20 protein-coding genes are annotated in these 22,379 nt (G+C 69.9%); 12 read left to right on the forward strand and 8 right to left on the reverse strand.

Annotated elements, in window-relative coordinates; genetic code table 11:
* Nucleotides 1-12: 12 nt before the first annotated feature.
* Nucleotides 13-1,689, reverse strand: coding sequence for a fumarate hydratase (locus OH735_RS24455; protein WP_406383671.1), 1,677 nt, complete (start codon nt 1,687-1,689; stop codon nt 13-15).
* Nucleotides 1,690-1,878: 189 nt separating this feature from the next.
* Here OH735_RS24455 and OH735_RS24460 point away from each other — a divergent pair, with 189 nt between their 5' ends.
* Both OH735_RS24460 and OH735_RS24465 read left to right on the forward strand, forming a co-directional pair.
* A complete protein-coding gene (locus OH735_RS24460; protein ID WP_406383672.1) occupies nt 1,879-2,541 on the forward strand; it encodes a DUF1707 domain-containing protein in 663 nt (220 codons plus the stop codon).
* Nucleotides 2,542-2,759: 218 nt separating this feature from the next.
* Nucleotides 2,760-3,143: a WhiB family transcriptional regulator gene (locus tag OH735_RS24465; protein ID WP_406383673.1), complete on the forward strand. Its 384-nt coding sequence runs from the start codon at nt 2,760-2,762 to the stop codon at nt 3,141-3,143.
* A 283-nt stretch (nt 3,144-3,426) separates the two neighbouring features.
* Here the strand turns inward: OH735_RS24465 and glpX are convergent, their stop codons facing one another.
* Nucleotides 3,427-4,458 (reverse strand): class II fructose-bisphosphatase, encoded by a 1,032-nt coding sequence (gene glpX / locus OH735_RS24470; RefSeq protein WP_365242733.1) that lies wholly within the window; start codon nt 4,456-4,458, stop codon nt 3,427-3,429.
* 141 nt (nt 4,459-4,599) lie between these two features.
* Between glpX and OH735_RS24475 the strand changes: the two genes are divergently transcribed.
* Complete coding sequence (locus OH735_RS24475; RefSeq protein ID WP_406383674.1) at nt 4,600-5,118, forward strand: DUF4245 domain-containing protein; 519 nt, start codon at nt 4,600-4,602, stop codon at nt 5,116-5,118.
* A gap of 88 nt (nt 5,119-5,206) precedes the next feature.
* On the opposite strand, the gene OH735_RS24480 is transcribed toward OH735_RS24475, so the two are convergent.
* From OH735_RS24480 to OH735_RS24495, 4 genes are all read right to left on the reverse strand, one after another.
* Nucleotides 5,207-5,797, reverse strand: coding sequence for a malonic semialdehyde reductase (locus tag OH735_RS24480; protein WP_266748289.1), 591 nt, complete (start codon nt 5,795-5,797; stop codon nt 5,207-5,209).
* A 250-nt stretch (nt 5,798-6,047) separates the two neighbouring features.
* On the reverse strand, nt 6,048-6,320 hold the full coding sequence (locus tag OH735_RS24485) for an exodeoxyribonuclease VII small subunit (RefSeq protein ID WP_406383675.1): 273 nt from the start codon (nt 6,318-6,320) through the stop codon (nt 6,048-6,050).
* A gap of 85 nt (nt 6,321-6,405) precedes the next feature.
* Nucleotides 6,406-7,617 (reverse strand): exodeoxyribonuclease VII large subunit, encoded by a 1,212-nt coding sequence (gene xseA, locus OH735_RS24490; RefSeq protein ID WP_406383676.1) that lies wholly within the window; start codon nt 7,615-7,617, stop codon nt 6,406-6,408.
* A 325-nt stretch (nt 7,618-7,942) separates the two neighbouring features.
* The gene (locus OH735_RS24495; protein ID WP_406383677.1) at nt 7,943-9,334 is read right to left on the reverse strand and encodes an APC family permease; all 1,392 of its coding nucleotides are present in this window, start codon (nt 9,332-9,334) and stop codon (nt 7,943-7,945) included.
* 83 nt (nt 9,335-9,417) lie between these two features.
* Between OH735_RS24495 and OH735_RS24500 the strand changes: the two genes are divergently transcribed.
* Together OH735_RS24500 and ppgK are read left to right on the forward strand one after the other, a co-directional pair.
* Nucleotides 9,418-10,398 (forward strand): 4-hydroxy-3-methylbut-2-enyl diphosphate reductase, encoded by a 981-nt coding sequence (locus tag OH735_RS24500; RefSeq protein WP_406383678.1) that lies wholly within the window; start codon nt 9,418-9,420, stop codon nt 10,396-10,398.
* A 131-nt stretch (nt 10,399-10,529) separates the two neighbouring features.
* Entirely contained in the window at nt 10,530-11,270 is a 741-nt protein-coding gene (gene ppgK / locus OH735_RS24505; RefSeq protein ID WP_406383679.1) for a polyphosphate--glucose phosphotransferase, read from the forward strand.
* 27 nt (nt 11,271-11,297) lie between these two features.
* On the opposite strand, the gene OH735_RS24510 is transcribed toward ppgK, so the two are convergent.
* Nucleotides 11,298-11,906, reverse strand: a complete 609-nt coding sequence (locus OH735_RS24510; protein WP_406383680.1) for a DUF6542 domain-containing protein — start codon at nt 11,904-11,906, stop codon at nt 11,298-11,300.
* A gap of 317 nt (nt 11,907-12,223) precedes the next feature.
* Between OH735_RS24510 and ychF the strand changes: the two genes are divergently transcribed.
* The 4 genes from ychF (at nt 12,224) to OH735_RS24530 (ending at nt 17,392) form a co-directional block, all read left to right on the forward strand.
* Entirely contained in the window at nt 12,224-13,312 is a 1,089-nt protein-coding gene (gene ychF / locus OH735_RS24515; RefSeq protein WP_406386710.1) for a redox-regulated ATPase YchF, read from the forward strand.
* Nucleotides 13,313-13,538: 226 nt separating this feature from the next.
* The gene (locus tag OH735_RS24520) at nt 13,539-14,204 is read left to right on the forward strand and encodes a Fic family protein (RefSeq protein ID WP_406383681.1); all 666 of its coding nucleotides are present in this window, start codon (nt 13,539-13,541) and stop codon (nt 14,202-14,204) included.
* 872 nt (nt 14,205-15,076) lie between these two features.
* A complete protein-coding gene (locus OH735_RS24525) occupies nt 15,077-15,823 on the forward strand; it encodes an IPT/TIG domain-containing protein (RefSeq protein ID WP_406383682.1) in 747 nt (248 codons plus the stop codon).
* A gap of 282 nt (nt 15,824-16,105) precedes the next feature.
* On the forward strand, nt 16,106-17,392 hold the full coding sequence (locus tag OH735_RS24530) for an IPT/TIG domain-containing protein (protein ID WP_406383683.1): 1,287 nt from the start codon (nt 16,106-16,108) through the stop codon (nt 17,390-17,392).
* Between the two features lie 171 nt (nt 17,393-17,563).
* On the opposite strand, the gene OH735_RS24535 is transcribed toward OH735_RS24530, so the two are convergent.
* Complete coding sequence (locus OH735_RS24535) at nt 17,564-20,197, reverse strand: discoidin domain-containing protein (protein WP_406383684.1); 2,634 nt, start codon at nt 20,195-20,197, stop codon at nt 17,564-17,566.
* A gap of 300 nt (nt 20,198-20,497) precedes the next feature.
* Between OH735_RS24535 and OH735_RS24540 the strand changes: the two genes are divergently transcribed.
* From OH735_RS24540 to OH735_RS24550, 3 genes are all read left to right on the forward strand, one after another.
* Nucleotides 20,498-21,250 carry a GntR family transcriptional regulator gene (locus tag OH735_RS24540; protein ID WP_406383685.1) on the forward strand — a complete coding sequence of 251 codons (753 nt, stop codon included), beginning with the start codon at nt 20,498-20,500 and terminating at the stop codon, nt 21,248-21,250.
* A 298-nt stretch (nt 21,251-21,548) separates the two neighbouring features.
* Entirely contained in the window at nt 21,549-21,731 is a 183-nt protein-coding gene (locus OH735_RS24545; protein ID WP_406383686.1) for an SPOR domain-containing protein, read from the forward strand.
* Between the two features lie 84 nt (nt 21,732-21,815).
* On the forward strand, nt 21,816-22,217 hold the full coding sequence (locus OH735_RS24550) for an NUDIX domain-containing protein (protein WP_406383687.1): 402 nt from the start codon (nt 21,816-21,818) through the stop codon (nt 22,215-22,217).
* The last annotated feature ends 162 nt before the right edge of the window (nt 22,218-22,379 follow it).

Below are 22,379 nucleotides of genomic sequence, written 5' to 3' on the forward strand. Positions count from 1 at the left end.
GGACTGCCCCCGTCAGGCGAGACCCGGGCCCCGCACCGGGATGCTGGTGAACGTCGGCGCCGGGGCGGGCTCGGTGAAGAAGTCGTTGCCCTTGTCGTCGACGACGACGAACGCGGGGAAGTTCTCGACCTCGATCCGCCACACCGCTTCCATGCCGAGCTCCTCGTACTCGACGACCTCGACCTTCTTGATGCAGTCCTGCGCGAGGCGCGCCGCCGGACCGCCGATCGAGCCCAGGTAGAAACCGCCGTGCGCGTCGCACGCCTCGGTGACCTGCCGGGAGCGGTTGCCCTTGGCGAGCATCACCTTCGAGCCGCCCGCCGCCTGGAACTGCGCGACGTAACTGTCCATGCGGCCGGCCGTCGTCGGGCCGAAGGAGCCGGACGCGTACCCCTCGGGCGTCTTTGCCGGGCCCGCGTAGTAGACCGGGTGGTCCTTCAGGTACTGCGGCATGTCCTCGCCCGCGTCCAGCCGCTCCTTGATCTTGGCGTGCGCGATGTCGCGCGCCACGACCAGCGGACCGGTCAGCGACAGCCGGGTCTTCACCGGGTGCTTGGTCAGCTCGGCGAGGATCTCGTCCATCGGCCGGTTCAGGTCGATCTCGACGACGTCACCCGACTCGTCGAGGTGCTCGTCCGTGGTGTCCGGCAGGAAGCGCGCCGGGTCCTTCTCCAGCTGCTCCAGGAAGACGCCCTCGGCGGTGATCTTCGCGGTGGCCTGGCGGTCCGCCGAGCAGGAGACGGCGATCGCCACGGGCAGCGAGGCGCCGTGCCGGGGCAGGCGGACGACGCGCACGTCGTGGCAGAAGTACTTGCCGCCGAACTGGGCGCCGATACCGATCTTCTGCGTCAGCTCGAAGACCTTCTCCTCCAGCTCCTTGTCCCGGAAGCCGTGCCCCGTGGGAGAGCCCTCGGCGGGCAGCTCGTCCAGGTAGTGCGCGGAGGCGTACTTGGCGGTCTTCAGCGCGAACTCGGCCGACGTACCGCCGACGACGATCGCCAGGTGGTACGGCGGGCAGGCGGCCGTACCCAGCGAACGGATCTTCTCCTCCAGGAACTTCATCATGGAGGCCTCGTTGAGGACCGCCTTCGTCTCCTGGAAGAGGAACGACTTGTTGGCCGAGCCGCCGCCCTTCGCCATGAAGAGGAACTTGTACGCGCCGCCGTCGGTGGCGTACAGCTCGATCTGCGCGGGCAGATTCGAGCCGGTGTTCCTCTCCTCCCACATGGTGAGCGGAGCCATCTGCGAATAGCGGAGGTTGAGATTGGTGTACGCGTCGAAGATGCCGTGCGACAGGGCCTCTTCGTCACCGCCCTCGGTGAGTACGTTCTGCCCGCGCTTGCCCATGACGATCGCGGTGCCGGTGTCCTGGCACATCGGCAGGACACCCGCGGCGGCGATGTTCGCGTTCTTCAGCAGGTCGAGCGCGACGAACTTGTCGTTGGAGGACGCCTCGGGGTCGTCCACGATTCGCCGCAACTGCGCCAGGTGGGCCGGGCGCAGGTAGTGGGAGATGTCGTGCATGGCCTCGGCGGCCAGCGTGCGCAGCGCCTCCGGGGAGACCTTGAGGAACGTACGACCGTCGGCCTCGAAGGTGGAGACACCCTCGGAGGTCACCAGACGATACGGCGTGGTGTCCTCTCCCAGGGGGAGCAGATCGGAGTACGCAAACTCTGGCATTACGGCCATTCCTCACTCGGCAGACAGTGGCTGTCCTCCCTTGGGCAGCGCACCCACCAGACTAGAACGCCGCGCGGACACCGGGGCTGTGAGGTAAGGCTCAGTTCGCCGTTCGCGCGGGGGTGGCGGCGCGGGGCGACACGGCGGAGGCGGGGCGGGGGCTAGTTGCGATCTATCGCGTTTGGGTACGCTGGGCCGGTGGACCTCGAAAAGCACCCCCAGCAGCCCGTAGCGCCGGCGGAACCGGCCGGTATCCGCGCCTCCGACGCGGACCGCGACCGGATCGCGGACATCCTGCGCGAGGCCATGGCCGAGGGCCGGCTCACCGCCGAGGAACACGCCGAGCGGGTCGACGCGGTCTACCGCGCCAAGACCGTCGGCGAGCTCGAACCGCTGGTACGGGATCTGCCCGCCCCGTCGGGTACCTCCCGTCCGGCCGCCGCGGCCGACGCGCACGGCCAGGAGAGCCCGACGGGCCCCGCCGAGAACCTGGTGGCGATCTTCAGCAGCTCCACCCGCCGGGGCCGTTGGCGGGTCGGCGGCCGTACGCACGCCTTCGCGCTCTTCGGCAGTGTGGAGATCGATCTGACCGAGGCGCTTTTCGGCCAGAGGCTCACGGTGGTCAACGCGACCTCCATCTTCGGAAGTGTCGAGATCAAGGTCCCCGAGAACATCTCGCTGCGTGGCAGCGGCACGGGCGTCTTCGGTAATTTCGAAGTCGCCACGCTGGAATCCGCCGACCCCGAGGCGCCCGTGGTCGTCGTCAATGGCTATTCGGTGTTCGGCAGCGTCGAGGCGAAGCCCAAGCGCGGGAAGTTCATCGCGGATCTCCAGGACCGGCTGCGTAAACACTTCGGCTAGGAGTCGGCCAGGAGCCGAAGTGGTCCGCCCGCTCCGCCCTTCTCTCCTTCTCTCTCCCGAACTCCTTCCTCCCTTCGAGAACAAGCCAAATCCCTGATCGATCGCAATTGCGTGGCCCGGAACCGGGGCCACGCAGTGCATAGGCGCACGTACAGCGGGTAGGGACTGCTGCATCGTCTCTCGCTCGCGAAGCCGTAAGCCGTCGTCAGGAGTAGACCGTGCTGCAACTGCCGCATCAGCCCCTGCAGGTCGCCGCCGCCCCTCCCCAGCGCACCCCCGCTCGGGAGGACCAGGCCGGCCCCTGGCACTCGGAGGCGGTGTGCCGCCGGGACGAGGCCGGGCTGTTCTTCGCCCCGTCGAAGGAGCCGACTGCTGCCAGACTCGCGCGCGAGGAGTCCGCGAAGCGGGTCTGCGCGCGCTGTCCGGTGATGGTCGAATGCCAGGAACACGCCCTTATACAGCCGGAACCGTACGGGGTGTGGGGCGGCCTCACCGCCGCCGAACGCCGTGTGGTGCTCGCCCGTCGCAGACGGCGCGAGATGGAGCTCAAGGCGTCATCCGCCTCCTCCGGCGCGGCGGGCCGCATCGCAGCGGCGGGCTGACCGGGCGGTACCGGCGGGACCGGACTGGCCGGTCCCTTCGTGCCGTCGTCCATGTGTTTCTGCACGTGCCCGTGCGGGTATGTCCGCCCGCGTCCGCGCCCGTGTACGTCCGTACGCAGTTGTGCACGTCGCACGCGCCCGTGCAGGCCCGTGTGCACGTCCGTACGCGCGAAGAGGCGCCCCCACGTACGCGCGAAGAGGCGCCCCCACGTACGCGCGAAGAGGCGCCCCCACCGCACACGGGGGCGCCTCTTCGCGTTCCTCCCCGGACCCGGGGCGGGGGCTACTTCGCGCGGTCGAAGTCGATCGCGCTGTAGGCGCGCAGCTTCGACAGCCGGTGCGTCGAGTCGATCTTCCGGATCGTGCCGGACTTGGACCGCATGACGATCGACTCGGTGGTCGCCGTCTCCGCGCGGTACCGCACGCCGCGCATCAGCTCACCGTCCGTGATGCCGGTCGCGACGAAGAACACGTTGTCGCCGCTGACCAGGTCGTCGGTGGACAGCACCCGGTCCAGGTCGTGCCCGGCGTCCAGTGCGCGCTGCCGCTCGGCCTCGTCCTTCGGCCAGAGCTTGCCCTGGATGACACCGCCGAGGCACTTTATGGCGCAGGCCGAGATGATGCCCTCGGGGGTGCCGCCGATGCCCATCAGCAGGTCGACGCCCGTGCCTTCGCGGGCGGCCATGATCGAGCCCGCGACATCGCCGTCGGAGATGAACTTGATCCGGGCGCCGGTCTCCCGGATCTCCTTGACGATGCCGTCGTGGCGGGGGCGGTCGAGGATGACGACGGTGACGTCCTCGGGGGCGGAGTTCTTCGCCTTCGCGACGCGGCGGATGTTCACCGAGACGGGCGCATTGATGTCGACGAAGTCGGCGGCCTCGGGGCCGGTGACCAGCTTGTCCATGTAGAAGACCGCGGACGGGTCGAACATGGCACCGCGGTCGGCGGCGGCCAGCACGGCGATCGCGTTCGGCATGCCCTTGGCGTTCAGGGTCGTGCCGTCGATCGGGTCGACCGCGATGTCGACCTCCGGGCCGGTGCCGTCACCGACGTGCTCGCCGTTGAACAGCATGGGAGCTTCGTCCTTCTCGCCCTCGCCGATGACGACGACGCCGTTCATCGAGACGGTGGAGACGAGGGTCCGCATGGCCTTCACGGCTGCGCCGTCGGCGCCGATCTTGTCGCCACGGCCCACCCAGCGCCCCGCTGCCATGGCGGCGGCCTCGGTGACCCGGACCAACTCCAGGGCGAGGTTGCGGTCGGGGGCCTCCGGGGAGACCTCGAGCTGAGACGGCAGATGATGCTCGGACATCGGAGCGCACCTTTCTGTACGACGACGACCGGAAGAGGGTGCTGTGACTCTATCGCCAGGTCGACAAAATGAGCAGACCGGGTCACGTTTGAGCGGCTGCCCCGGGCTCCGGCCTCCTGGACCGGATGCGACCATGGACCCGTGGCTAGCAAGCGAGGCAAGCAGACAGTGCGGGACATGTTCCTGTCGATGGCGGTGATCTCCGCCGCGGCGGGACTCGTTTACATTTTCGTTCCGCACGACGAGAACGCCAACCCGGTCAAGGCGGTCGACTACCGGGTGGAGCTCCTGACGGCGCGGCGCGCGGCACCGTACCCGGTGGCCGCCCCGGACGGACTGGCCAAGGAGTGGAAGCCGACCTCGGTCAGTTACGACCGGGAGGCGGGTGACAGCTGGCACCTGGGCTTCCTCGACCCGGAGGGCAAGTACGTCGCGGTGGAGCAGTCCAGCTCCCTGGCGAAGAAGTACGTGACCGAGGTCAGCCGTGACGCCAAGGACACCGGGCGTACGCAGCAGGTCGCGGGCGAGACGTGGCAGCACTGGAAGGGCGACAAGTACGACGCCCTCGTGCGCCAGGACAAGGGCGCGACCACGGTGGTCACGGGCTCCGCCTCGACGGAGCGGCTGGCCGAGATGGCCGCCGCACTCAAGTCGTCCTGACGTCCCTGACGCCGTACGCGCACCTACGGATCCGGCCCTGGAGCAGCACGCGTGCTGCTCCAGGGCCGGATCCGTACGGAGGGGGCGATCAGACGGTCGTGACGACCTCGTCGTAGGCGAGACGCGGCAGGCGCGGGAACCAGGCGTCCTCGCCCGGCTTGCCGATGTTGACGACCATCAGCAGCTTGTGGTCGCCGTCCAGGAACTCCTTCTCGATGCCCGCGGCGTCGAGGCCGGTCATCGGGCCCGCGGCCAGACCGGCGGCGCGGACGCCGATGATGAAGTACGCAGCCTGCAGCGCGGCGTTGAGCGTGGCGGACGACTCGCGGACCGGGCGCTCGGAGAAGAACGCGTCCTTGGCCTGCGGGAAGTGCGGCAGCAGGGCCGGGAGCTCCTCGTGGAACTCGTTGTCGGCGACCAGGATGGCGACGAGCGGGGCGGTCCGGGTCTTCGGCTGGTTGCCTTCGGCCATGTGCTTGACGAGGCGCTCGCGGCCCTCGTCGGAGCGGACCAGGATCACGCGCAGCGGCGACTGGTTGAAGGCGGTGGGGCCGTACTTGACCAGGTCGTAGATCGCCTGGACCTGCTCCTCGGTCACCGGCTCGTCGGTGAAGGTGTTGGCGGTGCGGGCCTCGCGGAAGAGGAGGTCCTGGGCGGCGGGGTCAAGAACGAGCGACATGGTGCGTATTACCTTCCGGGCGTGCTGGGGGGTCAAGCAACGTCGATCACCGTAACGGAGAGGTAGGTTAACTTTCAACTAAAATGGGAGCGGGGTGATCCGTTCCACAGGGCAACCAACAGGGCGGTCCACAAGGCGGTCCACAAGGCGGCCCTGTTGCGCGGCTCTGTCGCGCCGATGCGTACCCGCCCCCGCCCGGGCCCCCGCCAGGGCCCGGACCCGCGCTCCGGCCGGGCCTGTCCAGGCTGCCTCAGCCGTTGCTGCTGCCGTTGCCGGCTGTCGGTTCGCCGCCGTTCTCCGCGGGCGCCGCCAGGGCCGCGTCCAGCCGTGCGCGCGCGCCTTCGAGCCAGTGCCGGCACACCTTCGCCAGCTCCTCGCCCCGCTCCCACAGCGCGAGGGACTCCTCCAGCGTCGTACCGCCCGCTTCCAAGCGGCGTACCACCTCGATCAGCTCGTCACGGGCCTGCTCGTAGCCGAGCGTGCCCGTGGCACCAGCCGCCGCCGTGGTCCCGTCGTCCGTCATGCGCTCCACCCTACGTTCCGCCCCGTGAGGAGCCTTCGGCCTCGTCCGTCATCACCTTCGGGGGCTCCCGCCCCCGGCCCACCGCTCATTCGCTCACCCGCACCGCGAACTCGCCCCCCGATACTCGCGCCCGCAGGACATCGCCCACCGGCCCGGCGTCGGCCGGAGCACGCACCACATGGCCGTCCGCCCGCTGCAGCACCGCGTACCCGCGCTCCAGCGTCGCCGCGGGGGACAACGCGACCACCCGCGCGCGGGTGTGGGCGAGCTCCGAGTCCGCCCGGTCCAGCAGATGCCCCAGCACCCGCCGCCCCCGCCCGATCAGCGCGTCGATCTCCGAGGCCCGCTCGTCCACCATCCGCAGGGGACGCTCCATCGACGGCCTGCCCAGCGCGTGCGCCAGCCCCCGCTCCTCCCGGTCCAGCAGCCCCCGTACCGTCCGCAGCGCACGGTCCCGCAACTGCTGCACCCGGTCCAGCTCCTCGCCCACGTCGGGCACGATCTTCTTCGCGGCGTCCGTCGGCGTGGAGGCGCGCAGGTCCGCGACCAGGTCGAGCAGCGGGGAGTCGGGCTCATGACCGATCGCCGACACCACCGGCGTACGGCACGCGGCGACCGTACGGATCAGCTGCTCGTCCGAGAACGGCAGCAGGTCCTCCACGCTGCCGCCGCCCCGCGCCACGACGATCACGTCGACGTCCGGGAGGTCGTCCAGCTCCTTCACGGCCTGCACCACCTGATTCACCGCGTGCACCCCCTGCACCGCGGTGTTGCGCACCTCGAACCGCACCGCGGGCCATCGCCGCCGCGCGTTCTCCAGGACGTCGCGCTCGGCGGCCGAGGCCCGCCCGCAGACCAGCCCGATCAGCTGCGGCAGGAACGGCAGCGGCTTCTTCCGGTCGAGCGCGAAGAGCCCCTCCGAGGCCAGCGACTTCTTCAGCCGCTCAAGGCGGACAAGCAGCTCACCGATGCCGACGGGCCGTATCTCCGTGGCCCGCAGGGACAGCTGGCCGCGGGGCGCGTACCACTCGGGCTTGGCAAGGACGACGACCCGCGCCCCCTCCGTCACCACGTCAGCGATCCGGTCGAAGACCTGGCGGAAGCACGTCACGCTCACCGAGATGTCCTGCGAAGGGTCGCGCAGCGTCAGAAACACCACGCCCGCGCCCGGCCGCCGCGACAACTGGGTGATCTGCCCCTCGACCCAGACCGCCCCGAGCCGGTCGATCCACCCGCCGATGAGCCGCGAAACATCACCGACGGGCAGCGGAGCTTCCGCGGACGTTTGGAGAGCCATGCGAGCGAGCGTATCCGCCCCCACCGACAATCAGCCGCTGACGACAGCAGCGTTCCCGGCTCCGGCACGGCTGCCGCTCCCGGACGATGACGGCAGCCGCTCGCGGCTCCGGCACAGCTGCCGCACCCGGCCGATGACAGCAGCCGTACTTGGCTCCGGCACGGCGGCCAAGCCCCGCCGACGACAGCAGCGTCGCCCCGGATCTCCCCGCCTCTCCCCGCCGACGACGGCCGCGTCCCCTGCCTCTCCCCGCCCCGCCCCTACCCGCCCCTCCCCACCGACGACACGGCAGCCACTCCACCTCGTCGCAGCGGAACACAACCCCTCAGGCCGTGCGTCGCCCCAATTGCAACGCCAGCACCACCAGCCCCACCCCCAGCCAGCACACCCCCACGACCTGGGCGCTCGCGGTCGCCTCCACGATCACCGCGATCAGCACGCCCGCACCCAACACCGGCACCAGCACATGCCGCCACCAGCTCGGCGGCCCCTCCATCCGGCGTACGGCGAACCAGCCGACCACCGACGCGTGCAGCAGCACGAACGCCGTCAGCGCACCGATGTCGACGACCGACACCAGACGGTCGAGGCCGTCGGCGCGCCGGGCCGCCCACACCGCCGCCACCAGCGTCACCACCGCGGCCAGCAGGATCGCGACCCGCGGCACCCCGGACCGCGGATCGACCTTCGACAGCAGCGCGGGCAGCCGCCGCTCCCTGGCCATCGCGAACAGCAGCCGCCCGGCGGCCGCCTGCCCGGCCAGCGCCGCGAAGGCCGCCCCGATCGCCTTGCTGACCGCCACCAGATCGTGCAGCCAGGTCCCGACCGCGGAGTCCACCGTGTAGTAGAACGCCGAGCCCTGCGTGGCCGGATCGGCGGCCAGCTCCGCCGACGTCATCGGCTCCAGCAGCGCCGCCAGGTACCCCTGCGCCACGAACAGCACACCCGCGAGCACCAGACAGAACAGCACCGCCCGCGCCACCTTCGACGAGCCCCCCGTCACCTCCTCCGCGAACGAGGCGATCGCGTCGAAGCCCAGATACGACAGCACGGCCACCGACACCGCCCCCAGCACCGCCGACAGGGAGAAACCGGAATCACCCGTGAGCGGAGTCAGCCAGCCGCGCTGCGCCCCGTCCCGTACGAGAACCACCACCGCCGACACCAGGAACACCAGCAGCACCACGATCTCCATCGCGAGCACCGCGAAGCCGACCCGGGCGGCGGCCCGCACGCCCCAGAGATTGAGGAGTGTGGTGACGACGACCGCCAGCGCCGTCCACACCCACTGCGACACCGACGGCACGAGCGCGTTCAGCGCGATTCCGGAGAAGAGATAGGCGACGGCCGGGATCAGCAGATAGTCGAGCATCGCCATCCAGCCGGCGATGAACCCCGGCCCCTCCCCGAGCCCCCGGCGCGCGTATGCGAAGACCGAGCCCGCCAGCGGGGCGACGCGCACCATCTGGGCGTAACTGAAGGCCGTGAACGCCATCACCACGGTCGCCGCGACGTAGACCAGCGCGACCGCACCGCCCGATTTCGCGTCGAGCGTGCCGAACACACCGACGGGCGCCATCGGGGCGATGAAGAGGAGCCCGTAGACCACCAGGTCCCGGAAGCCGAGCGTCCGCCGCAGCCTGCCCGCCTCCTGGTGCGCACCCCGCACCTCCACGCCTCCGCCACTGCCCCCGTTGCCGCTGCCGGTCCCCGCCATGAGCCCTCCGTCGATCGCGTACGGATCAGTCTCGTGACCCCGTCGATCTTCCGCGCGTCCGACGCGGCCTTACGATGGTGCGCATGACTGCTACGACACCCCGCCGCGTCCTGCTCGCCGCTCCCCGTGGCTACTGCGCGGGCGTGGACCGTGCTGTGATCGCCGTGGAGAAGGCCCTGGAGCAGTACGGCTCCCCGGTCTACGTACGCCACGAGATCGTCCACAACAAGTACGTCGTACAGACCCTGGAGAAAAAGGGCGCGATCTTCGTCGAGGACACGGCGGAGGTGCCCGAGGGCTCGATCGTGATGTTCTCCGCGCACGGCGTCGCGCCGACCGTGCACGAGGAGGCGGCCGAGCGGAAGCTCGCCACTATCGACGCGACGTGCCCCCTGGTCACCAAGGTCCACAAGGAAGCCGTCCGCTTCGCGCAGGAGGACTTCGACATCCTCCTGATCGGCCACGAGGGCCACGAGGAGGTCATCGGCACCTCCGGCGAGGCCCCCGACCACATCACGCTGGTCGACGGACCCGAGGACGTCGCGGGTGTCGAGGTGCGCGACCCGTCGAAGGTCGTCTGGCTCTCCCAGACCACGCTCTCCGTCGACGAGACGATGGAGACGGTCGGCGCGCTCAAGGAGAAGTTCCCGCTCCTGATCTCGCCGCCCAGCGACGACATCTGCTACGCCACGCAGAACCGCCAGATCGCCGTGAAGCAGATGGGCGCGGACGCCGACCTCGTGATCGTCGTCGGCTCCAAGAACTCCTCCAACTCGGTCCGCCTGGTCGAGGTCGCCCTCGGCGCCGGCGCCGCCGACTCCCATTTGGTCGACTTCGCGGACGAGATCGACGAGGCCTGGCTGGAGGGTGTCTCCACGGTCGGCGTCACCTCGGGCGCGTCCGTTCCCGAGGTCCTGGTCGACGGCGTCCTGGCCTGGCTCTCGGAGCGCGGCTTCGAGGATGTGGAGATCGTGAAGGCGGCCGAGGAGTCCATCACGTTCTCGCTCCCCAAGGAGCTCCGCCGCGATCTGCGCGCCGAGGCCGCGGCACTCGCCGGGGAGTGACGGCTTAGCGCCGACGGCCTCCCGCTCCGGGACTCCGGCTCAGGGTCCCGTTCCGGGACTCCGGCTCAGGGTCCCGTTCCCGGTCCCGCTCCGGGAAGTGGGCAGGGCCGCCTGCCCGTACCGTGGATTGCATGCAGATCTTCGGCGTGGACATCGGCGGATCCGGGATCAAGGGCGCTCCCGTTGACCTGGACCGCGGAGAGCTGGCGCAGGAGCGCCATAAAGTACTGACGCCGCACCCGGCCACGCCCAAGGACGTGGCCGGGTGCGTGGCTGAGGTGGTCGGTCATTTCGACTGGTCGGGTCCGGTGGGCATCACCTTCCCGGGCGTCGTCACCAGCGGTTGCACCCGTACCGCGGCCAATGTCGACAAGGGCTGGATCGACACGGACGCCCGCGGACTGCTCGGCGACCGGCTCGGCCTCCCCGTCACCGTTCTGAACGACGCCGACGCGGCCGGCATCGCGGAGATGACGTTCGGCGCGGGCCGCAGCCGCAAGGGGACGGTGATCATGCTGACGCTCGGTACGGGGATCGGCAGCGCCCTGTTCATCGACGGCAAGCTCGTCCCCAATACCGAGCTGGGCCACCTGGAGCTGAACGGCCTCGACGCCGAGAAGCACGCCTCCACCAAGGCCAAGGAGGACGAGGAGCTGAGCTGGCACCACTGGGCGCACCGGCTGCAGAAGTACCTGGCCCACGTGGAGATGCTGTTCTCGCCCGAACTCTTCATCATCGGCGGCGGAGTCAGCCGCAAGGCCGACAAGTTCCTGCCGCTGATCGAGCACGTACGGGCCGAGATGGTCCCGGCGGAGCTGCAGAACAACGCCGGCATCGTGGGAGCGGCGATGGCGGCGGCGGACAAGGCGTAGGACGGTGTGCCCCGTCCCGGCCCCCGCTCAGCGCTGGGGGCGACGGGGCGGCTGCGCGGCCCGGGCCGTCTGCGCGGCGAGCAGCATCCGGCGCTGACGCTGCCGCTGCCGCATCAGCCGTACCTTCCGCACAGTCGCGATGAACCCGGCGATGAGCGTTCCGCCGTACAGCCACCCGGCGTGTACGGCGAGTGCGGTGACGAGCGCCATGGTCTGACCGGCGAATCCGCCGGGGCCGCCGGAGATCGGAATGACCCCGACGGCGAACGCGATCGGCACGATGATCGGGGCGGTGACCAGGTCCGCGGGCCGCACCCACAGCGCGGTCAGCGCGCTGACCGGCAGGAACAGCACACCGAACACGGCCGACGAACCGTCGAGCAGCAGCTCGTCGAGGCACGCCAGTACGAACATGGAGGCGGCGGCGAAGAGCCCCGCACCGATGCCCGTCAGCCGGGGGTTCGGCAGCCTGCGCAGCGCGAGAACGGCGGGCGGCACCGGCCGGGACCGGCCGCCCTCCGGCTTCGCGTCCATCACCCGATAGACGGCGGCGGCTTCGTCGATGGTGCCCTGCGGGGACAGCGGGGCCTGCTGAGACTGCCTGCGCTGCGGGGGACGTGTCCTGTGCTGCTCCACCGGGACAACGTAGGTCGCCGGGCAGGAGGAAACGGGTGCGGGACACGCGCTTTCGGTGACCTTGGGGGTGAGTTCGATGCCACACGGCCGAACGCCGACCGAAACAGCGCCGGGATCGGTGCCGGGGACGGTGCCTGGAGCCGGTGCTTGGATCGGTACCTGATCCGGTGCCTGATCCGGTGCCTGATCCGGTGCCTGAGCGGACCCGTGGGTACCCGGTTGCGCCCGCCCGTAAACTGGAGAATCGGCCCACCCGGGCCGACGTGTTCCACCACCTCGCCGAACCCCTCCTCCTCACTCCTCAGGAAGTCGCCAACGTGTCGCTCACGATCGGAATCGTCGGCCTGCCGAATGTCGGCAAGTCGACCCTGTTCAACGCCCTGACCAAGAACGACGTGCTGGCGGCCAACTACCCGTTCGCCACGATCGAGCCGAACGTGGGCGTCGTCGGCGTCCCGGACGCCCGCCTGAACAAGCTGGCGGAGATCTTCGGCTCGCAGCGCCTGCTCCCCGCGACGGTCGACTTCGTCGACATCGCCGGCATCGTGCGAGGCGCTTCGGAGGGTGAGGGCCTGGGCAACAAGTTCCTCGCGAACATCCGCGAGTCCGACGCGATCTGCCAGGTCATCCGCGCTTTCAAGGACGAGAACGTCGTCCACGTCGACGGCAAGGTCTCGCCCAAGGACGACATCGAGACGATCAACACCGAGCTGATCCTCGCCGACCTCCAGTCCGTCGAGAAGGCCGTCCCGCGCCTCACGAAGGAGTCCCGCCTCCAGAAGGACAAGGTCGCGGTCCTCGCCGCGGTCGAGGAGGCCCAGAAGATCCTCGAGTCCGGCCAGACCCTCTTCTCCGCAGGCATCACCGCGGGAACGGAGAGGGGCAAGCTCCTCCACGAGCTGCACCTCCTCACCACCAAGCCCTTCCTCTACGTCTTCAACGTCGACGAGGACGAGCTGGTCGACGAGGACTTCAAGAACGAGCAGCGCTCCCTGGTCGCCCCCGCCGAGGCGATCTTCCTCAACGCCAAGATCGAGTCCGAGCTGATCGAGCTCGACGACGACGAGGCCCTCGAACTCCTCCAGTCCATGGGCCAGGAAGAGCCCGGCCTCGCCACCCTCGGCCGCGTCGGCTTCGACACCCTGGGCCTGCAGACCTACCTCACCGCAGGCCCGAAGGAAGCCCGAGCCTGGACGATCAAGAAGGGCGCCACGGCCCCAGAGGCGGCCGGTGTCATCCACACCGACTTCCAGAAGGGCTTCATCAAGGCGGAGATCGTCTCCTTCGAGGACCTGGTCGAAACAGGCTCGGTCGCCGAGGCCCGCGCCAAGGGCAAGGCCCGCATGGAGGGCAAGGACTACGTGATGCAGGACGGCGACGTGGTGGAGTTCCGGTTCAATGTGTAATTGCGCCAGTACTGTACGTTAATGCGACTCGTTTGACGTGCGGGTCCGGGGTCGAGTCCTCTTGTGAGCTCGGCCCCTTCGTCGTTCCCGTGCGAACTTGGTGCCGCCCTCCGGGGTGCCTCGCGGGCGGCGCCTGTGCTGTTCGGTGAGCGAGGTGGTTTCTGGCGGCTGTGTATGTGCAGTAGCTGGTGCCGCACTGTTGGTGGGCTGCTGACGCGCTGACGTAATGTTTGCGTCAGTGGGCATGCTCTTCCCCACGCCTGCTCTCAACGCCGAGGATCAGCGTGTCCTCGGTGAGATCGAAGACCTTCGTCACTCGTTGCGCCTACAGGTCCGGTCCACTCCGGCGAAGTGGACCGAGTGGCTGCGTAAGTTCCTGACCGCGGACGCGGTGGCGGCCTCCAACTCGATCGAGGGCTTCAAAGTGTCCACGGTCGACGTCGAGGACCTTCTGGAGGGCGAGCGGGATGTCGATGTCTCCGAGGAGGACCGCGAGGAGACGCTCGCTTATCAGCGGATGATGACCTACATCCAGACGCTGCACGATGTCGCGGACTTCCGTTACAGCAAGGAGTTGCTCAACGCGCTCCACTGGATGCTGCAGGGACACCGGCACGCCACGCGCAAGCCGGCCGGGCAGCGGCGGCGCGGAGCGGTGTACGTGACGGACGCCCGCGACCCCAGCATCGCGGCCTACACGGCGCCGGACGCGGCCGATGTGCCTGCGTCGACGGGTGAGCTGGTCGAGTGGCTGAACACGGACGACGGCACCCACCCGCTGGTTCGGGCCGCCATGGCGCATCTGCACCTCGTTTCCATCCACCCGTGGGCGGATGGAAATGCGTCGGTACGTCTTGGCCAAGGCGATTGTTCAGCGCGGTGCGGGAGCTGAACCACAGGCGCAAGCGGGCGCGGGCCGCTTTGCCACCGACGGCCCACAGAACCGGCTCGGGCGGCGGCACGAGCAGCACCACAGCACTGACCGGGCGATCACGCGGGTCTCCGGGGGCATCTCTGTCGGGAGAGGCCCCCTCCCTGCTTCCGCGCCGGGTGTGGCTGTTGCCGGAAACCGGTCAGGTGCGTGCTGGTTCCTGGGAGCGCGTGGTGGGAGAGGCGGCGGATTCGGGTTCCTCCGGCGTACTGGTCGATCCGCCCTCGTGCGCTCGGCTTTTCAGGTGACTGGCAGTCAGGATGCTTGTGTCATATTCGATTTATGTGGGTCACTTGAGTAACCGAACCGGTGGGCCGCCCATCCCTCTCCGGGGGAGCGCGGAACCGTTCTGTTCGCCGACCGTCCACGCATGACGGACCTCGGCATCTTTTGCTCCGGATGGCCGCGATGGGCGCCCCTGTAGAGGACTTGGATCCGACCAGTCGTCCCTGCCGAACAGCGGCAGGGGCTGGTGCGGCAGCCCCCGGCCTCTGCAAGTGAGCGGTGCGCGAACCGTACGCGCACACCGAGTACCTCGCCATCGAGGCCATGCGCGTGGTCGTCGGCCCGCGACATGGCTCATCAAAGCTCCATGCACCCTGCGCGGCGACGGCCGTTGGAGGTGTCTTCCCCCAGTAGGCACCTTTCGGACGTTTCCCCGAGTGCGCCCAGCGGCGCACTTGCGGGACCGGTCGCGCAGGAGGCGGGCGAGGTCGGCCGGGGCCGGACAGCGGCCCAGTGGTCCCAGTTGTGGCCATGGGTCCTGATCCGGACCCGGCTCGGAGCCAACTCCCGTAATTCGGGTGTTCAGTTCAAACACACGGAGGACGACCATGCCAATCAGTCCGAACCAGGGCTCCACCGGCGGCAATACCACCGTCACCGTCACAGGCACCAACCTCACGGGCGCCAGTGCTGTGCTCTTCGGCACCAAGCCCGCCACCGCCGTCACCAACGTCTCACCCACCCAGGTCACCGCTGTCTCGCCGTCCGGCTCCGGCACGGTCGGCGTGACGGTGACCACCCCGGGCGGAACCAGCAATCCGATTCCGTTCTTCTACGTCGGCGCCCCGTTCAAGTCCGGTCTGAGCGTGAGCTCGGGTGCCACCGCGGGCGGCAACACCATCGTCATCAGCGGCACCGGCCTGTCCACGGCCACGGGAGTGTCCTTCGGGGCCAATTCCGTCACGCCGACGGTGCTGTCGGACAGCCAGATCAGCGTCGTCGTGCCCGCGGGCGCGGCAGCCGGGCCGGTGAGCGTCAGTGTGACGACCGCCGGAGGCACCAACAACGGTCTGTCGTACACGTACATCGACGTCCCGACCATCACCGGGATCACTCCGGCTTCCGGACCGGCGTCCGGCGGAACGGCGGTGACCATCACGGGCACCAACCTGACCTCGACGAGTCAGGTCACGTTCGACTCGGTGCCGGCACCGTTCTCGGTCATCAACGCGACGACGGTGTCCGCCGTCACCCCGCCCGGGGCCGTCGGTACGGTCGACGTCGGTCTCTCCAACCCGGCGGGCAGTGCCACGGACGTCGGCGCCTTCACCTATGCGGCAGGCCCCGGCATCTGATCCGCCACGGCTGCGGTGCCGACTGCCGACGCGGAACAGTGCCCGGCGCCGGTACCGCCTCCGGACGCATGTTGTCCGCCCGGACCGGGACGTTCCGTGCCCGGCCGGGCGGGCAACCCACTCGGCACTACTTGCTCGGCGCCGCCCGGCCAGGAGGTCCGGGCGGCTCCGCGATCCTCGATCCTCGCATTCCGGTCGCTGTTCAGGATGGCTCGTTCAGGGCCGCTCGTTCGGAACGGCTCGATCACGTCCCGCCGACCACATCACCCCGACAGGAGCTCGATGTCCCACGCTACGCAATCGTCGACGGCTGCGGCGGCGCCCGTCATCACCACGAGCGGCACTCTCTCGGGTGCTGCCGGAACGGCTGTCGCGCTGACCGGTACCGGCTTCACCGGCGCGACCGCGGTCACCTTCGGCGGTACTCCCTCCGCTTCGTTCACCGTGGTGTCCGCGACCGGGATCACCGCGGTCGCCCCGGCCGGTGCGGGCACCGTCCAGATCACGGTGACCACGCCCGATGGAACCAGTAACGGCATCGGCTTCGCCTACACGGCCGCGGCGCCCACGATCAGTTCCCTCGCACCCGACCAGGGGCCGGTCGAGGGCGTGAACACCGTCGTGTTGACCGGAACCGGCTTCACCGGCGCCACTTCGGTCCGTTTCGGTACCGTGGCCGCCGCGTTCATCACCGTCTCCGCCACGCAGGCCACCGCGATCGCCCCCGCCGCGCCCGCCGGTACCGTGAATGTCACGATCACCACTCCGGACGGCACCAGTGCCGGGATCCCCTATACGTATGTCGCCGCCCCGGTTCTGGGCAGTGTGGCTCCGGCCCAGGGACCGCTCGTGGGTGGGAACACCATCACCTTGTCCGGGACCGGCTTCACCGGAACGACGTCCGTCCACTTCGGTGGGAACGTGGCGGCTTCGTTCGCCTTCGTCTCGGCGACTCAGCTGACCGCGGTCGTCCCCACCGGCGGCGCGGGCCCGGTTGCCGTCACGGTCACCACGCCCGGTGGTACCAGCAGCCAAGCCGTCTCCTACTTCTACCTGGGCGCACCGGCTCTCAGCAGTGTCGTCGCCGGGTCCGGTCAGGTGGGTGGCAGCAACGTCGTGACGCTGACCGGGGCGAATCTCCTCCAGGCCACGGCGGTTCGCTTCGGCGCGACGGCGGCCACCTTCTACACCATTTCCTCGGCCACTGAGATCAGAGCGACGGTGCCGCCCGGTGTCAGCGGCTCGGTCCCGGTCACCGTCACCACGCCCGGTGGCACGAGCAACGGTTTGACCTACCTGTATCTGACCGCCCCGGCAGCCAGCGGTCTGGTACCCAACCAGGGGCCGTCGGCGGGCGGGAACACGGTGACTGTCACCGGTTCCGGACTGGCGTATACCACCGGAGTGCTGTTCGGAAGCGCGCCCGCCGGCTTCACGGTGGTCTCCGACACCCAGTTGATGACCACGCCGCCGCCCAGCGGGGTAGGCGCGGTCACCGTCAGGGTCGTCACCCCTGGCGGCACCAGTGTCGGTCTTCCGTACACCCGAGTTGGCTCGCCCGGCATCTGAACGGTCTGGTTGGTCCGGTTGGCTCGGTCGGTGGGGAAGCCGGCCCTGGGGCGGGTCTACGCCTCGCACCTGATCGAGAAGGGGGCCCGCTACTTCCAGCCGTAGGCGGGCAGGGCGCTGCCTGTCGTGACAGGGCGTCCGGGAGCCGGGAGAGGGAGCGTACGTGTCCGCCTACGGCTGCTCGACCCTCAACTCCCGTACGCCCACCGGCTTCTCCGCGTCCCGCGAATCGACCGTCAGGCGTACCCGGCGGGCCACCGAACCCGGCCGGTACCGCTGCCAGTCCGTGCCGTTCACCGATGTCTCCAGGCGGTACGAGACGACGCGTGCGTCCGTCCACTCCGGCTCCATCGAGGTCACCGGGGCCGCGCGCCCCAGGTCCACCGTCAGGCTGCCCGTCGCACCGTTCGGGGACCAGGTCGTGGCCGGGCTGCCGTCCACCGCGGCGGCCGCGTACAGGCCGGGGGTCTCGGAGCTCGCCGTCGCCGGGCGGCAGCGGGCCGCGTCCGTCGTCCGGGCGAGGTCGGGACGGCGGGTGGCGAGGGCGAGTGTGCCGGTGAGGAGGCGGGGGCCGGTGGGGGTGTGGACGGTGAAGGGGGCGCCGGCGGTCAACCGGACCGTCGTCGTCAGGGGGCCGATCGCGATGTCGTACGTACGGCCCCGGTAGCGCAGCCCCGTCAGCGTCACGCCCCTGCTCAACTGCGGCGGCAGCAACGGATCGAGGCGCACCCCGTCCTCCCGCAGTCGAAGGCCCGTCAGTCCGTGCGTGAAGACCTGGAGGAATCCGCCCTTCCCGGTGAGGAAGTCTTCCGCGGGAGTCCCCGACAACGGGTCCTGTGCGCCCGCCTTCGCGCCCCGGGCCTCGCTGAAGAGGGCGTACGGGCCGCGCATGAACGGGCGCACGGCGCGTTGGAGATAGGTGTACGTCGCGCAGCCCGCCTCCCCGATCGCGGCCGCGTCGATCGCATGGACCGAGTCCGTCATCGCGGGGCCGTCCGGATCGGTGCGCTCGGCGTAGTAGTCGAGCGTGGCCGCCCGGGCGCCCGGCTCCATCGGCCATTCGAGCGGGTAGATCAGCAGCACCGTGTCGGCCTGCTTGATCGTCGAGCCGTTGTAGCCCGCGTACTGGAGGAAGAGCTTCCGTTTCGGGTCGTACGGGATGCGCAGCCCGTCCGCGACCCGCGTCCACTCGGCCGGTGCGGCATGCCGGAGCAGCCGCGCCGCCCGGGTGGCGTTGCGCAGCGCGGTGGCCGCGACCGCGTTGGTGAAGACCCCGTCGGTGACGCCGTTGCTGTACTCGTCGGGGCCCGCGACGTCCTTCACCGAGTAGCTGCCGTCCGCGTCGGCGGTGGCCCGAGAGGCCCAGAAGTCGGCGATCCCCCGGAGCAGCGGCCACCCGTGCCCGGCCAGCCAGTCGCGGTCCCCGGTCGCCAGGTAGTACTGCCAGACGGCGAACGAGACATCGCCCTGGAGGTGGATCTGGGTGAGGCAGTGCGGCGGGTCCCAGCTCTGGCACTCGGACCACAGATCGCCCTTGCTCGCGCTCGTCCACGGGTAGAACAGGCCCCGGAACCCCAGCTTCCGGGCGTTGGCGCGGGCGGCGCCGCGCGTGCGGTAGCGGTACTCGACGACCGAACGGGCCAGCTCGGGGCGGGTGGCGAGCAGCCCCGGGTACATCCAGATCTCGGCGTCCCAGAACACCATGCCCGCGTAATTGTCGCTGGTCAGACCCGCCGGAGCGATGCTGTCGCGGGAGCCGGCACGGGTGGACGCCAGCAGGCCGTACTGCGCCGATCTCAGCCACTTCTGCAGTTTTGGACTGTCCGGTACGGAGATGTCGGCCGCCCAATCCCGCCGCCAGGCGGCGGCGTTCGCGGCGAGGACGGCCGACCAGCCGCGTCCGGCCGCGCGCCGCGACGCCTCGCGGGCGGTGGCGCGCGGGGCGGACGAGGTGAGCGCGGTGTCCACCCCCACGTACTTCTCGAAGGTGTACGTGCGCCCGGCGCGCACCCGGGGCGTGCTGCGGAGCTGGTTCGCGCCGGGTGACTGCGGCTCCGATCCGCCGGTGCGCAGGGTCTGGACAATCGCGCCCGCCGTCCCGGTGCCCTGCGTGCGGAACGTTCCGTCGGCGTTCACCGTGATCCGGCGTGCGCCCCGCGGGTCAAGGCGCCCGGTGACGGTCGCGGTGCCGCTCCAGTGCGGTGTCATGCGCAGCCGTACGGCGCCGGTGTGCACGTCGGAACGGTCCGCGAGCACCTCGTACGTCAGGTCGGTCGCGCGCCCGTCGGCCGTGGTCCAGCGCAGCGACGTACGGACCAGGCCGCAGCGCAGGAACACGGTTCGGCGGTAGTGCGAGATCCGGTCCGGGGGAGTGCCGGAGCCGTAGGTCTCGTTGCCGACGCGGACGTCGAGGGTCGTCCAGCTCGGCAGTGCGGCGATCACCTCGCGGCCTTCGGCGAGGTTCTTGTCGCGCCCGAACAGGCCGGAGACGAAGGCGCCGTCGTAGCGCGGGGTGAACAGCGGCCAGCCGGTCTTCCTGTCCGACGCGGCGTATCCGGCGCCGGTTTCAGGCACTCGGTGGGCCAGATATCCGTTGCCGACATATGGGTCGTAACCGTCGGCCTCGCCGAACCGGGTGGAGGCCGGTGCCCAGGCGGGGTCGGTGTCCTGGCCGCAGCTCGCGGCGGCGGGCGGGAGGGGAGCGGCCGCGTAGGAGAGGGGTGGCAGCGGCGCGATCAGGGCGCCCGCGACCAGGGACGTCAAAGACGCGAGGGACGTGAGGAGACAGACGCGCGAGAGGCTCACCGTACGAAGGTATGGACGCGCGCGCCGAGCGGTGCCGCACGGCGCGCGGCGGGCGGGTGAACGGCGGGCGCCACCGGTTCACCGGCCTGCCGTCGGCTCGCGAGGCCCGCTTTCAGTGCATTCTCGCGAGGAACGCCGGGGCTTCGGTCCCGGGATCGCCGTTCTCATCGCTGCTCGGTGGCGGGTCATGCATGAGGCCGTAATGAATCATCACTTCGAGTGAAACTCTGGCCCGTGCTTGCGGTGCACAACCGACGGTTGTCACGCTGTTGCAGACTGTCAACCTGTTGGGAGTGGCCTGTGACTTTCGGTGAGCAGCCCGCCTATCTGCGTGTTGCAAGCGATCTGAGAGAGAAGATCGTCAACGGTTCGCTGCCGCCGCATACGCGCCTGCCCTCGCAGGCGCGTATCCGCGAGGAGTACGGAGTCTCGGACACCGTCGCGCTGGAGGCGCGCAAGGTGCTTATGGCCGAGGGGCTGGTCGAGGGGCGCTCCGGATCCGGTACGTATGTGCGCGAGCGCCCCGTTCCGCGCCGGATCGCCCGCTCCGGCTACCGGTCCGGGGCCGGGGCCAGCCCGTTCCGTCAGGAGCAGACGGCGGAGGGGGTGTGCGGGACGTGGGAGTCCCGCAGCGAGCAGGAGAGTGCGAGCGGCGAGATCGCCGAGCGCCTCGGCATCGAACCGGGCGATCGGGTGATGCGTACGAGATACACCTTCCGGGAGGCCGGAGAGCCGATGATGCTCTCCACCTCCTGGGAGCCGCTCGCCGTGACGGGGCGTACGCCGGTGATGCTGCCGGAGGAGGGCCCGTTGGGTGGCTGCGGGGTGGTCGAGCGGATGGCCGCGATCGATGTCGTCGTCGACAACGTGGCCGAGCAGGTCGGCGCGCGCCCGGGGCTGGCGGAGGAGCTCCTGGCGCTCGGCGGTGTTCCGGGGCATGTGGTGATGGTGATCGAGCGGACGTATTACGCGTCGGGTCGCGCGGTCGAGACCGCGGACGTGGTGGTGCCCGCCGACCGCTTCCGGGTCGCCTACCACCTTCCGGTCCGGTGACCGACGGGCGCAGGGCGTTCTCCGGCGCCCGTGCCGGCAGGCCGGCCCCCTGCCGGGCCCCATGACCGAGGGGCTGTCGCCGACCGTCATGGCTTGTCATGTCCCGCTTCTAAGGGGGGCGCATCCAATCGGGTGCGCCCCCCTTTTCATGGCCGGATGGGTACCTCTTTGTGTAATTACGTATTCGTTGAGTGAAGGTCAGGCGTAGGGTCGGGCATATGCGTACTGCGGTTTCCTGGGGATTCTTAGAGACGTACATGCCGTTCGAGGGAGGGGCGCAATGCTCGGGAGGGGCGCGATGACCGACGGTGGTGCCGAGCTCCCTTGGCTGGTGATAAGGGAGGACGACAACGGCAATCGCTACCGCGTCGGCAGATATGCCACGCAGGGCGAGGCCCAGCAGATCGCCGACAAGCTCGATACCCGCGGTCACAAGCAGCTCTACTGGGTGGAGCGCATCGGACAGGGCGCCCGGCCGTAGGGTGCCGGGCCGAGGGGGCGGTGGGTGGCGCCTGTCCGGCTAAGGTCCTGCCTGACGTGGGTTCCAGACGGCGAAGGCGGAGTGATGTCGGTCCTGATCGACACGGTGGCGTGGGTGCGTGTGGAGGGCGGCAGGATTCTCTGCGCGCGGCCACGGGGGAAGGACGTCTTCTACATCCCCGGTGGCAAGCGGGAGGGCGCGGAAAGCGATCTGGAAACCCTGCTCCGCGAGATCAAGGAGGAGTTGACGGTGCTCCTCGCGCCGCACACCGCGGTACACGTGGGTACGTACGAGTCCGGGGCGCCCGATCTGCCGAGCGGCGCCGTGGTGCGTATGAGCTGCTACACCGCGGACTACGAGGGGACGTTGGCGGTGAGCAGCGAGATCGAGGAGATGGCCTGGTTCTCGTACGCGGACCGTCCGCTCGTTCCGCCGGTTGATCAGCTGCTCTTCGACGACCTCAAGGCGGCGGGCGAGCTGAACTGAGCAGGGCCCGAAGGCCGTTGCACCTCTCCGGGCGGGTCCGTCCGGGGGCCGCGCTCATGGCGCGCCCTCCGATGTCGGGTGCTGCCCGGGTGGATGGCTGCGGCGCGCACCGGTGGCCTTGTGCGCCCCTCTCCCTGTGTACATCTGTTCCTGTGCGCACCC

The organism is Streptomyces sp. NBC_01618 (assembly GCF_045209435.1).
In the GTDB taxonomy this organism is placed as follows: domain Bacteria; phylum Actinomycetota; class Actinomycetes; order Streptomycetales; family Streptomycetaceae; genus Streptomyces.

Coding starts and splice junctions, on each gene's coding strand:
- OH735_RS24500 (WP_406383678.1), top strand. CDS start 9,418: ATGACTGCTACGACACCCCGCCGCGTCCTGCTCGCCGCTCCCCGTGGC.
- OH735_RS24480 (WP_266748289.1), bottom strand. CDS start 5,797: ATGTCGCTCGTTCTTGACCCCGCCGCCCAGGACCTCCTCTTCCGCGAG.
- OH735_RS24550 (WP_406383687.1), top strand. CDS start 21,816: ATGTCGGTCCTGATCGACACGGTGGCGTGGGTGCGTGTGGAGGGCGGC.
- OH735_RS24525 (WP_406383682.1), top strand. CDS start 15,077: ATGCCAATCAGTCCGAACCAGGGCTCCACCGGCGGCAATACCACCGTC.
- OH735_RS24455 (WP_406383671.1), bottom strand. CDS start 1,689: ATGGCCGTAATGCCAGAGTTTGCGTACTCCGATCTGCTCCCCCTGGGA.
- OH735_RS24495 (WP_406383677.1), bottom strand. CDS start 9,334: ATGGCGGGGACCGGCAGCGGCAACGGGGGCAGTGGCGGAGGCGTGGAG.
- OH735_RS24485 (WP_406383675.1), bottom strand. CDS start 6,320: ATGACGGACGACGGGACCACGGCGGCGGCTGGTGCCACGGGCACGCTC.
- glpX (WP_365242733.1), bottom strand. CDS start 4,458: ATGTCCGAGCATCATCTGCCGTCTCAGCTCGAGGTCTCCCCGGAGGCC.
- OH735_RS24545 (WP_406383686.1), top strand. CDS start 21,549: ATGACCGACGGTGGTGCCGAGCTCCCTTGGCTGGTGATAAGGGAGGAC.
- ppgK (WP_406383679.1), top strand. CDS start 10,530: ATGCAGATCTTCGGCGTGGACATCGGCGGATCCGGGATCAAGGGCGCT.
- OH735_RS24520 (WP_406383681.1), top strand. CDS start 13,539: ATGTTTGCGTCAGTGGGCATGCTCTTCCCCACGCCTGCTCTCAACGCC.
- OH735_RS24530 (WP_406383683.1), top strand. CDS start 16,106: ATGTCCCACGCTACGCAATCGTCGACGGCTGCGGCGGCGCCCGTCATC.
- xseA (WP_406383676.1), bottom strand. CDS start 7,617: ATGGCTCTCCAAACGTCCGCGGAAGCTCCGCTGCCCGTCGGTGATGTT.